Raw genomic sequence first — 13,372 nt, forward strand, 5'->3', positions numbered from 1 at the left:
TCTCCAGCAGGCCGGTTCCTCCTTCTTACAACAAAGGTAGGGAACCTGACCTTACTAAGCAAGATTTATACAATATTTTTCTTAGACGCTGCAAACTTAGAGTAAAATCCGTGTAATAATATTGGCTTAAAGAGCTGTTTTTTTTTACTTTTTTCTCTTTTTTCAAGAAAACATGGAGGTGTTTGAAGAAAAATGAGTATATTTGCAACGTTTTTTCATCCCCTATAATAACAAAATGAACAAGAACGCTCAATTTTGTATAATTTAATTTTAGTTTCGCATGATAAGAAGATATAGGAAGATAGAGGACCGAAGGACTTTTGGTGAGACGAAAAATGAGTATAAATGAATATAGATATCGTATGGAAGACAAAGGATTATTGAAGCGTTTTGGGGCACGTCCGACAATGGGTCGGAGCCTCTGGCTGGCTATGATGCTGTGCTTGACGGCATGGCTGGTGCCCCAGGGGGCATGGGCTGACGACAAGCTGGAGACAGCGTTCATTGGCGACAAGAGTTACTATGTGTTGCGTAGTGGCGAGGACTGGGACAAGTTCCGACAACTGGTGATTGAAGCCCACGGCGAATCGGAGGTGAACGCCATCATGGATGCCGACATCACTACGGGAAACACTTGCGGCAACGCAGAATCCCCATATACTGGCACCTTTAATGGCAACGGCCATACGTTGAACATAAACGTTTGGTCTTCGAGTAATTATCGAGGTGTTTTCACGGAGGTTAAGAATGCCACCTTTAGAGATTTGCGTGTGAAGGGCAGCGTCCGGGGAGGGCTCCATGCAGCAGGTCTTATCGGTATAACAAGGGGCTCTTCAACTGTACATATTGAAAGGGTGTGGGTATCTACCGATGTGATAGGGTCTTCTGATCATGTCGGCGGATTCATTGGACATGCCGACGTGGCCAGTGTCTATATAAATGACTGCCGTTATGATGGTAAACTTCAAGCAAACGGTGCTTCTGGTTCGTATGGAGGAGCCATTATTGGATGGTGTAACTCTGGTGGCCTATGGTATCTTCATCGCGTCTATGATTACAGTACATGGGATGAGGAGAGCATCAAATATAGATGGTTTAGTGTTAATCATGGTGAGCGTTGGGATTCCAACGACAGAAGCTCTTCCCTTGTTACCCGTTGGCATTGGGAAAATGTAAATTATTACGACAAGACCGACCAAACCGAGGTGGTCAATTTGATGAATGGCGAGAAGGCCGGCTCATGGCACACCGTTAGTGGTAATGCTGCGCCCGTAATGGAAACTTGGCCGGCGGCTGGCGACGTGAACTTTGAGACCTACGACATGGTGCCCGGCACGGAGGACAGCGAGAAGGGCATGCTGAAGATTCCCTTCTCGTGCGACCAGGCCGTGAAGTACTTCGACGTCACCTATGTCAACGAGAACGGGCAGACGAAGAGCATCCATCAGGATTGCAAGGACAACACCTACGCCGACTTCATCCTGGTGCCGGCCACCGAGAAGCACACGAGCCTGAAAATCACGGCCAAGCTCAAGGTGGGCACCGTCACCGTGACCCGCCCGGACACCGACGACGCCATACTCCACAAGCCCGAAAGCCCCGAGGCATCGGTGCTGAAGTTCGACACCCACAAGGTGCTTACCGATGCCGGTGCCGTGGAGCTGAAGTGGAAGGTGAACGATGCGGCGTACAAGGATATTATACCTGGCGACCAGTTCATAGTGATGCGCTCGCTGACAGGCAAGGACGAAGACCTGCAGTCCATCGGCATCGTGCAGTACGACGAAAATACTACTGACTATACCTTTAAGGACTCCACGCTGATCAGTGCCCTTGACAACGACCAGCTGAATGGGCGTAACGTGTCGCCTCAGTATCTTATCATCCGTGGTGCTGCCCGCGAGTTGTGGGGCATCACGGACAACCCTGCCTCGACAAGGGTGACAACGACGTTGAATAGCGTCCACCTGATGAGGGTAAGCACCGACTATACCACCAAGTGGGAGGATGAGGCCGCCCGCACCGTCCGCGTCACGTGGGACTACGTCAACGAGGATGGTGCCGTGTGGGACAGCCGCGCCCAGATGACGATGCGCCTCATGACCTTCAACCGCAAGGCCGAGCCCGTCGATACCACCACCATCGTGCTCACCGACGAGGAGATCACGGCGCGCAAGAAGGTGGTGCAGCTCAACCGCTCGTGCGTCTATTACGTGATCGACTTCGGTGTGGGGATGGGCAAAACCATAACCCGCTATGAGAAGCCCGGCCAGATTACCCTTTCAAGGACTGCTGTCAATGTCACCATTCGCTCGGATGCCGACTGGGACACTTTCGTTCAGAAGGTGGAAGAGGCCAAGGGACAATACGACGTGAATGCCTACCTGATGACCGACATCAGCGTCGACATGACCATGCAAGTAGGCTATAGCGCTTCCCCCTACCGTGGCACATTTGAGGGCAACGGCCACACGATAGCACTCAATATAAATTTAATACCATATGGAGGTGCCCTATATGTGGCACCCTTCCATGATGTGGGCTCCTCCACTTTCCGCAACCTGAACCTGACAGGCTTCCTCGGTAGTAAAGTCGAGTACACGGCCAGCCTGATAGCCTTTGCAAAAACAGGCAGTAACGTTACCATAGAAAACTGCAACTCAACGATCAACCTGGCAAGCAGCTACAATGGCAAAGCCTACATGGGTGGCTTCGTGGGCAGGAGTGATGCCAACCAGCTCACGTTCAACAACTGCCGCTTCGCTGGCAGCCTGACGGGAGCTAATACCTGGGGTAACGGCGGCTTCGTGGGTTATGCCACAGGTGGCGTGACGATTAACAACTGCCTGTTTGCACCTACTTCCATCAATACACAATACGAAGATTGTCATACTTGGGCACTTACAAGCGATTCAGGCACGCTGACCGTTAACAACAGCTACTATACAAGAGAGTACGGCGAAACAAGCTCTGGCGAGGCTACGACTTTTGGTGTTTACGACATAATCTTGCGCAATGCTGACGATTGGGAAATATTCCGACAGAAGGTGAAGGAAGCTAAAGGCGAATACCCTGTGAACGCTGTCATGGATGCCGACTTCACTGTCAATACAATGGTGGGTGAAGAAGAAAGTGCACCATTTTGTGGCATATTCAATGGCAATGGTCATACGCTGACTGTTAATATAGACAAAGGCAGTACCAGCAATGCAGCTCCTTTTGCCAATGTCAAGGAGAATCCGACCATCAAAAACCTTCATGTCAAGGGTTCTGTGAGAGGTGCTCTCTACTCTTCTGGTCTTATCGGTGCTGTTTGCGATAACAAAGGATATACTATTTCGAAAGTTTGGGTATCAGCAGATATTACAACGACAAGCACCCATCTTGGTGGATTCATTGGATATGGCAACAATGCAAAAATTGAAACGTTGACTGTAATTATTGAAGATTGCCTGTTTGATGGCTCACTGAATGCGTCTTCTGGCACCGGGCATTTTGGTGGAGCGTTCATAGGATGGATGACTAGATCTAAATATCCTCCCAAATTGTCTCTTAATAGTCTGTATGAAAACGGCACTTACAACAATATAGCAAATGTCGGACTCAACTACACCCTGAATTCCACAAGCGGAGCCCAGACAATAAATACTGGTCCCTTAGTCGTATCTTCTCATGATTGGGATGACGTGGCACAGTCATACCGTGGCATTACTAATCCTAACGAGGTCGTGAATATTCTGGGAAACAAATGGCATGTAGTTGACGGAAAGGCCGTGCCAAAAATGGATTTGGAGGACATTTACGACGTAAACCTCGGCAACGGCTGGACTAAGAATGCCTACGGTCAGCCCGTGCCAATTACCAACAGTGTTGAGCCTGTAACAGGTGATAGGTATGAGGTCACTGCAGGCCAGTTCTACTACGAAAGCTTGGGGCATGTGCTGGAGAACTCGCTGCGCAGCGAGACGCTACAGAGCTCAGTACTGCTGTCGTGGGACAAGACAGAGGAGACCGTTGACTACTTCGAGGTGATGCGCCGCAACACCACTACGGGAGCCGACTGGGAAACCATCGCATCGCAAATCTCCACTTTGGAATATGAAGACCAGACGGTGTCGCCAGTCTTCGACTACGAATACCGTGTGCAGTCAGTCAACGACTGCGAGGGTCTGCACACCACACTGACCAACATCGTTACCGGCCACTGCATTAAGACAGGTAAGGTGGAGGGCTACGTGCGCTTTGCCGATGGTACGGGTGTGGCAGGCGTCCGCGTTACGGCATCGCAATACGGCGACGGCTCCGACCCGAAGAAGGGCGGCAGCTGCGTGACTGACGAGTCAGGATTCTACGTCATTGAGAAACTGCCCTACTGGGGCAACCAGCAGGGTGCCTACCAGCTGACGGTGAGCGAAGTGTCTGACGACGACCTTGCCGAAGAGTGCAAGGGCGGTCTGTATGTAACCTTTGATGCCCAGTCGAACTACCAGAAGGGACGCACGTTCACCGTCACCAGCGGAGTACGCTTCACAGGTCTGGTCATGTATAAAGGCACCAGCATCCCCGTTCAGGGAGTCCGCTTCGAAGTTGACGGTCGCGAGGTGCATACCGCCAGCGGAGCCGTGAAGACAAACTTCGAAGGTAAGTTCGACTTCCGGATTCTGCGCGGCCAGCACAAGGTGAAGGCTGTCAAGAAGAACCATGACTTCACCGACAAGGGCTTTTACATAGAGAACAACGATTCAACAGTAGATTTCCAGACTGACAAAGACGGCTACTACTTCTACGACGAGACACGCATCAGACTCATAGGTCGCGTCGTTGGCGGTAAGAACCAGGGAGAGAAGCCCCTTGGCTATGCGCTGTCGAACAATAACCTTGGCGACTCGCTGAAGATGGTCATCACCCTGGAGGGCGACAATGCCTCGCGATTGGTTTGGGACGTACAGGACCGCACGAAGAAGACTCGCGACGAAATATTTACACATGCCAAAGCCAAAGACCCAAAGTTCACCTGTCAGACCCGTGTACACACCACGCTGAACCGCATGGAAATCTACCCCGACGAGAATACCGGTGAATACGAAGTGCTGCTGCCACCTGTGAAGTGGAAGATTCAGCAGATTACGGCAGAAGGCTACTCCAGCCTCTTCCAAGACGGACAGATGGGCGACGTGCTCGACCTGAGCGACTCGCTGACGCTGCACCGCGACACTATAAAAGGCACGTGGAAAACCAGCGGCTACGGACTGGAAGTAGCCACCCCCGTGGAGGAGTATCATGCCAAGTACAACCGCATCTACCACTCGCCGGTCATCATTGACTACAAGCAGCAGGGCTTTGCCGAGTTCGAGTACTTCGGCGACCGCTATTACGGCTATCAGAACCTTGCCGGAGCCAAAGAGCAGCTGCCCATCGTCTATGGCGTGAGGAAGCAGAACTGGCCGGAGAATAAGCGCGACTCGCTTGAGGCTCACTATACCTTCGGATACCCCGTATTCAGCACCGACAAGCAATATCCGCTGAAGATTTCTGCCACCGAACGCTACTACTATAACAACGACCACAACAGCGACCGTAAGGAAGTGGTACGCCTGAGCGGAGGCACGGTGACCATACACAACGGCATGATTGATGCCCTGCACCGTGACACGCTGGCACTCGACAGCGTGGGCGAGGCCACCTACGTGCTGAGGGCTGCACAGACACCCTACCTGCTGACAGGCGAAAAGGCTCTGCACACGATGACCATGACACTGCTGATGGATGGCACACACTACGAGGCAACTCCTCTTCGCGCGTACATATTTAAAGTTAGTCAGCAGACTGGAGCCAAGGACATCCTCAGCTGTTCGGCACCAGTGCTCGTCGACATCCTGCGCGACCCGCCAGGAGGAGCGTCGAAGGCCACCCTGTCGAAGGGCTCAACGCTGAAATATTCCTACTCAATGGATTTGAAGTGGGCTGCCGGCATGACTATCAACCTCGGTGTGGGCACAGGCGTCAACTCGTTCACGGGCGTCGTGGCAGCACCAATGGGAGGCGGTGCCGTAGGCGGATTCAACAATAGCACGGAGAGCTACTTCGGCGTAGCCATCGACCTGATATGGTCGGGTAGCGGACAGCGTGCCTTCAACTACACTATGTCTGCCAAGGAAGACATCTCAACCAGTACTGATGCGAAACTGATAGGTGCCGATGGCGACCTCTATATGGGTGTGGTTCACAATATGGTAGTGGCTCCTGCCACAGCCATACGCGCCATCCCTGACAGCATCTTCCGTCGCATGGGCGGAGCCGTAGAGGCAGGACGAATGGTGGAGATAGCACAGGGTCGCGACAAGAACGACAGTCTGCTGCACCTGGTACGCGAGGAAGTAGTGACATGCAAACCAGAGATTACCTCTACCTTCGTACACTCGCAGGACTACATCATACGTCAGCTGCTGCCTGAACTGACTGAGCACATACATTCGCTGATGTTCATAGGCAGCGTAGAAGAGGCACAGATGAAGGCTGATGCCGATAAGAAACCTGTTTACCGCTCGAAGGTTGACGTTGACAGTCCTGACTTCGGCACGGAGTATGAGATGATATATCCGAAGGACGCATCTGCCAACACCGTCGATGAGGTGAAAGGATATATAGAGAGTATGAAGAAATGGATGGAGATGATAGGACAGAACGAGAAGGAGAAACTCGATGCCACCGAACTGGTGAAGAACTTCGACGTAGATGGCGGCAGTTCGCTGAGCTACAGCGAGACGTTCCAGAGCGACTACTCGGTAATGAACTCGTTCGTCTCGCCAATCACTGCATCTACCACCCCTTACTTCGACAAAGAAGGATCGGACACGTTCTTTAGCATCGTCAGCATCGCGGGTCCGGTGGTAGGAAAGATTCTCGAGAACCTCGCCAAGGGCAAGGAAGGCAACAAGAGCAGCAGTACCAGCTCGGATGAAAAGAAGAACGAGGTGAACGTGAAGACCATCGGCTTCGACTTCAAGTTCAGTCTGGTACCTGTGATAAGTTACGATGTGACGCCAAAGGACACCAAGTCGAAGACTTACAGCCGTACGGAGAGTTTCACCATCAGCATGAATAAGCGAAGCCACCTGAACTTCGATGTGCTGCGCGTAAAGACACAGACTGATAATCCTACGGAGAGCGGTCTGAGCGAATTGGACGTGTTCTACAACAAGAACTACAACGACCAGTTGGATTACAACTACGACCACATGGAGAAGAATCGTAAGAACTTCTCCTACAGCCGCAGCTTTGTCTATCGCACCCGTGGCGGCGCTACCTGCCGTCCGTGGGAGAACGAGCGCAAGTCGCTGTTCAACCGTCCGGGTACCATCCTCGACGAGCGCACCAAGAAGATTGAGAACCCCGTAATCACTATGGATAAGCAGAGTGTGAGCGGTGTACCGTTCGACAAGGCAGCTCGCTTCAAGCTCTATCTCACCAACGAGAGCGAGCAGCCGGAAGCTGTTTACAACTACTTCGATCTTTATCAGGTTGACAAGAAGAATCCCAATGGTGCGCGACTGATGATTGACGGCATGCCGCTGACCGGTAATGGCCGTACTATTGAAGTGCGCCCCGGACAGGTGACGGAGAAAATACTGGAGGTGTACCCCGGCGAGGGATACGACTACGAGGGCTTGCAGATAGGACTTATCTCGCAGGGCGACTTGAATGTCTTTTCAGAGGTGTCGTTCGACGTACACTACCTACAGGCTCCTGGCGACATCGCCATCAGTTCGCCAGGCGACAAATGGGTGCTGAACACCGACGCTCCCTCCGATTCCAAGCAAGGCTGGTATCTGCCTGTGGTCATCAGTGGCTTTGACAGGAACCAGCATAACTTCGACCATATCGAGTTCCAGTACAAGGAGACCAACCGTGGCGACGACTACTGGACCAATCTCTGCGGCTACTATGCCGACTCTACGCTCTATGCTGCTGCCACAGGCACGAAGGCGATGATACCTACCAACGGTAACATCAGCACCAAGTTCTACGGAGAGGGCACGGTGATGGAGAAGGCCTACGACCTCAGGGCGCGCCTCTTCTGTCGCAACGGCAATGCCTTCCTAACCAACGACTCGAAGGTGCTTTCCGGCGTGAAGGATACCCGCCTTCCGCAGCTCTTCGGACAGCCCGACCCGAAAGACGGTATCATCGGTGCCGGCGACAATATCGTGTTCAACTTCACCGAGGCCATCGAGCATAACTACCTACAGCTGGCTACCAACTTCGAGGTAGTGGGTGAGACCAACGAGACGGCACTTACAGAGGAACCGGCGCTCTTCTTCGAAGGCAACGGCTACGTGCAGACTGATGCCCGCCGCAACTTCGCCAATAAGAACATGACCATCGACCTGATGATCCGCCCCGACCAGACGGACAAGGATATGCCGCTGTTCTCGCACGGCCAGGATGGCAGCACACTGCAACTGTGGCTGACGAAGGACTTGAAACTGCGTGCCGTCATCGACAGCATTCAGTTCGAGAGCCGTTATGCCATTGCTTCAGGTGCCCTGAAACAGGTAGCCCTCATCTTGGATAACGATGGCAAGCAAGCCCTGCTCTGGAACGACTCCATCATCGGAACGCAGAAGGATGTGACCTACAGCGGCTATGGCCCGCTCATCTTCGGCGCCACTAACGAAGTGGCTACCAGCGACCGCAAGCACTACAGCGGACGCATGCTGGAGGCACGTCTGTGGAACCGTACCATGAGCGCAAGCCTGCTGAACACTTACGGCAAGCGGCAGCTGACAGGCTACGAGATGGGACTGATAGACTACTACCCGATGAACGACGGCGAAGGCGACTATGCCGTAGATAAGGCACAGGGGGCCAATGCCGAACTGCACGGAGCCGCATGGGCACTGCCAAGAGGCATGTCGCTGAAGCTCGACTGGGCGGAGCAGAAGGCTGTAAAGGGTCTGAAGCTAGACTACACGAAGATGCTGCGCAGTGCCGAACAGGACTACACGCTGATGCTGTGGTTCAAGACCGACAACAAAGGACAGGGAGCGCTCATCAGCAACGGTAAGGGTGCCATCACCGACGACGATGCCCGCAACAAGTTCTTCCTGGGCTTCGAGAACAACCAGCTCATCTACCGTACCAACGGTCGCACACTGTCTCTGGGCAAGGGACTGGCTGACGACCAGTGGCACCACTTTGCCATCACCGTCGATCGTTCGCACCAGGTAGCCAACCTCTATGTCGATCGCGTACTCACACAATCTGTCAGCACCGACACCTTAGGCGGCATGATGGGACAGGACTTCTATGTAGGTAACATGGTATGGCACGAGGCTGGAGCCAACGTGCAGACCCTGCATCAGGAGAACGCCTTCAGGGGACACATCGACGAGCTGTGCCTCTTCTCGCAGGCTCTGCCTCACACGCTGCTGAAGCACTATAGCAGCAAATGTCCGACAGGACGTGAGAAGGGACTGCTGGTACGCATGGGCTTTGGTCAGTACGAGCGTCAGGCAAATAACAACCTGGAGCTTCGCCCTTATGCCCTAAACCAGGTCGTCAAGCTCGACATGGACGGCAACCCCACCGACCAGCACGACAGTTTGTTCGTAGAGCCTGTGGCTGATATCATGGCCCACATCGACCAGCAAGTAGGCGCGCCCATCCAGTTCAGTCAGGAGTTGCATAACCTGAAATTCAGTTTCGTAGGCCGCAACAACCAACTGCTGGTAAACATCAACGAACTGGACGCTCGCATCAACAAGCGCAATCTCTACGTCACTCTCACCGACATACCCGATATGAACGGCAACTACATGGCCTCGCCCGCCACGATGGAGTTCTTTGTAGACCGTAACCCGTTGCGCTGGCAGGTGAAGCGTCTTACACATGAATTCACCCACAACAGCTATAGTGACCAGGACGACATCTTCACGGTGAGCATCAGCAATACCAGCGGTGCTAACCATACCTACACCATCGGCAACATGCCGAGGTGGATGAGTGTTGACCGTCAGACCGATATCATCGGACCTCAGAACGAACAGTTGCTCGTCTTCAGCATCGCTAAAGACCTGAATGTCGGCACCTATGACGAAGTCATCTACCTGACTGACGAGAACAACCTCAGCGAACCTTTGGCACTGACCATCCGCAAGGAAGGCGTGGAGCCTGACTGGTACGTAGCCAACGAGCTGAAACACTTCTCGATGAACCTCGTAGGACAGGTGAAGATAGGCAATGCCGTCGTCACTGACAGCAAAGACAAGGTGGCTGCCTTCGACAGCATGAACCGCTGCTTAGGCGTAGCCAATGTCAACTACAGCGCAACGACAGGCAAGAGTCAACTCTTCATGACGCTCTTCAGCGACCAGTCTAACTCAGGTAATGTCGGACTGACTTTCAAACTGTGGCATCATCAGACCGGACAGATTATGGTACTGGAGCCAGACCGCACAGTCACGTTCAACCACAGCACGGTAGTCGGCACAGTCGATGCCCCCGTAGTGATGACAGGCGGCTCCATTTACTATCAGGAACTGAACCTGCAACCCGGCTGGAACTGGATTTCGCTGAACGTAGATAACAATGAATACCGCAACGTAATCGGCATGCTGAACAAGTTCAAGTGGGAGGATGGCGATATCGTGACCGACGACACTGAGGACTTCACACTGGTCTATAAGTCGAGTATGGGCACATGGTTGGCCAACAACAGCCAGAAGAGCAGTTACACCGTATCGCCCAAGCGCAGCTACCGCGTCTATGTGAAGAACAATGTGGACATTGAGATTCAGGGTTACCCGCTGCGCGACGAAAGCCAGCGTACGCTCAGAGTAAAGCACGGCTGGAACAATATAGGCTACACCCCAATGGTTAACCTGCCTGTATCGACAGCCCTTGCCGACTATACCGGCGCTGCACGCAACGGCGACGTGGTGAAGAGTCGCGAGGCGTTTGCCATCTTCACCGAAACATCGGTGGGCGGCGGCTATTGGTCGGGTTCGCTGCAATACCTGAAGCCAGGCGAGGGGTATATGCTTTACCGCAACGGCGACGAAGATGCACAGTTCCGCTATCCGTTCTACGAGCCGGGCAGCAACTTCTTTGAGCACACCGCACAGAACCGTGCACCCATGTGCTACGGACGGAACATGTCGGTGGTAGCTACTGTCGAAGGAGTCGAGGTACAGGCAGGCGACAAACTCATCGCCCTTGCAGGAGGAGAAATAGTAGGCGAAGCCCAACTCTCAACTCTCGACTCTCAACTCTCGACTGGATTCTTCCTTACCATAGCAGGCGACAGGAAAGTTCCGCTCAGCTTCGCCATAGAGCGCGACGACCAGCTTATAGCCACCACAGCCGAAGTGATGAGCTACGAAAGCAACGCCATTAGCGGTACACTCACAGAGCCGACCGTCATCAACTTCGTCAAGATAGACGTCAGCGACGACAGCTGGTACTCAATACAGGGCATCAAGCTAAACGGCAAGCCTGCACAGAAAGGAATCTACATTCATAACGGTAAAAAACAGATAGTGAAATGAAAACGATAATCAACAGCCTGATGCTATTTGCAGCCCTCACCCTTGTGTGGGGCTGCTCATCAGGCGACGACGAGAAAGACAGCAACCTCGCTACCGATAACAGTAGTACCGAAAGCGCTGCAACCTTTGAGGCAGCTGAGGCTCCGCAGTGGTCAGTCAACATGTATAGCAATCAGGAACAGCCGCAGTGGCTGTCGCCCGATCCAACGCTCTATGAAGACAAAATGATTGCGGTACTGCGCTTGCAGGAAGAACTCGTACCCTTCTCCACCGACGACGACCTGATGGCAGTATTCGTAGGCGACGAATGCCGTGCACTGTCCCATCGCTCCGGCAACGGCGAAGCAATATACTACGTGCTCAACATCTATGGCAACAGCGCCGCCGACCCTGAACAGTTCGCCCTCTGCTACTACAGCGGCGGACTCAAACAGGAGTTCTGGCGCAGGGGCGAGAACGGATTCCTCAACGAGATGAACGTAGGCACAGAGAGCGACTTCGTGCTCGACCTCATGACAGGTACTACGAAATATGAGCGTCAGACAGTATTCGTGGTAACCCCCAAGGTTAAAGAAGGAGTAGCCATTGATGCCGATGCCGACCGCGTAGGCGTATTCGTAAACGGTGAATGCCGTGGAGTAGGTAAGCCTGGTATAGCCTTCAACGTATTCCACCGGCAGGACGAGACCCAGGCAGAGCTACGCTACTACAGCAGCAGCAAGGGTGGCATCTTCACACAGACGGCACCGCTGACGCTGGATGCCGGTTACCAAACGATTGACTTTAATTTTTAGACATAACAACCAATGAATAAGAAACTTATTTTTTTCACAGTTGCCCTGACGGCAGGTCTGTTGACGGCCTGCTCGTCGGACGATGAACAGAAGCAGGAACCCCCTGTACGACACATCAGCGTAGAAGTGAACCAAAGGCCCATGACCTCTGACGATCCCGCCGGTGCACGTAGCACCGACACGCGGAGCGCCATCACCACCACGGAGACATTCAGTGCCTTTTCCATGCGAGGTATTTATAGCAATCTCACATCAGAATATTCTGTATCAAAGTCCAATGATACATGGACAGTAACTCCCAATACATGGCCTGGTGGAACGGAAAATAATAATACCACACCGTTCTATGCCTTCTCTCAAGGTGAATTCCAGTGGAATAATGGCGATCCTTACATCAGTTTTTCCATTGATGAGAATGCCTCTACCCAGCACGACTTGCTCGTGGCTAAGAACAGCGTGGCATATAGCGACCATGACGGCAAAGTGCCTCTGACCTTCGACCATGCCTGCGCCGCCTTGGCGTTCAATGTGTTTATGTCGAAAACGCTGAGTACTAACCTTGCCGGCAAGACGCTGACCGTCAGCAGCATCATGCTGAAGAATGTCAGTAACACGGGCAAATACTACTTCGAAACGCCAGAATGGGGCGATGTAAGCGGTTCGGCAGACTACACACTGAACAATAGCGACATGAACATCACTACCGATCCTCAGGCCCTCAGTAGCAACTATCTCTTCGTGATTCCACAGAGTTGTGGCACTACGGACACCTATCTGGATGTCACCTACACCATCTCAGGACAAACAAAGAAATCTGCCACCATTCCCCTTTCTGAGAACTGGGAGGCAGGCAAACAACACACGATCAATATCAAACTTGGCACAAAACTTATTCAATGATGAAAAAGAAATATACTCAACCCACCCAGAAAATTGTACTCCTCAAATCGAGGGCACACATACTAACAGGCAGTGACTATAAGGTAAATAGCTACGTAGTCACCGACGAAACCACCGTCGGAGATACTG

General features: G+C 52.7%; 3 protein-coding genes. All 3 read left to right on the forward strand.

Annotated features, from left to right (window positions below):
- The first annotated feature begins 362 nt into the window (after positions 1 to 362).
- Genes M1L52_RS03180 through M1L52_RS03190 form a run of 3 tightly spaced genes read left to right on the forward strand, consistent with a single transcriptional unit; the run spans position 363 to position 13,243 of the window.
- A complete protein-coding gene (locus tag M1L52_RS03180; RefSeq protein ID WP_248613373.1) occupies positions 363 to 11,549 on the forward strand; it encodes a LamG-like jellyroll fold domain-containing protein in 11,187 nt (3,728 codons plus the stop codon).
- Positions 11,546 to 12,343, forward strand: coding sequence for a hypothetical protein (locus M1L52_RS03185; RefSeq protein ID WP_248613374.1), 798 nt, complete (start codon positions 11,546 to 11,548; stop codon positions 12,341 to 12,343). The genes M1L52_RS03180 and M1L52_RS03185 overlap by 4 nt, the downstream gene beginning before the upstream one ends.
- A gap of 12 nt (positions 12,344 to 12,355) precedes the next feature.
- Positions 12,356 to 13,243 (forward strand): fimbrillin family protein, encoded by an 888-nt coding sequence (locus M1L52_RS03190; protein WP_248613375.1) that lies wholly within the window; start codon positions 12,356 to 12,358, stop codon positions 13,241 to 13,243.
- The last annotated feature ends 129 nt before the right edge of the window (positions 13,244 to 13,372 follow it).

It is taken from the genome of Prevotella sp. E13-27 (assembly GCF_023217965.1).
Taxonomy (GTDB): domain Bacteria; phylum Bacteroidota; class Bacteroidia; order Bacteroidales; family Bacteroidaceae; genus Prevotella.

Coding starts and splice junctions, on each gene's coding strand:
- M1L52_RS03190 (WP_248613375.1), top strand. CDS start 12,356: ATGAATAAGAAACTTATTTTTTTCACAGTTGCCCTGACGGCAGGTCTG.
- M1L52_RS03185 (WP_248613374.1), top strand. CDS start 11,546: ATGAAAACGATAATCAACAGCCTGATGCTATTTGCAGCCCTCACCCTT.
- M1L52_RS03180 (WP_248613373.1), top strand. CDS start 363: ATGGAAGACAAAGGATTATTGAAGCGTTTTGGGGCACGTCCGACAATG.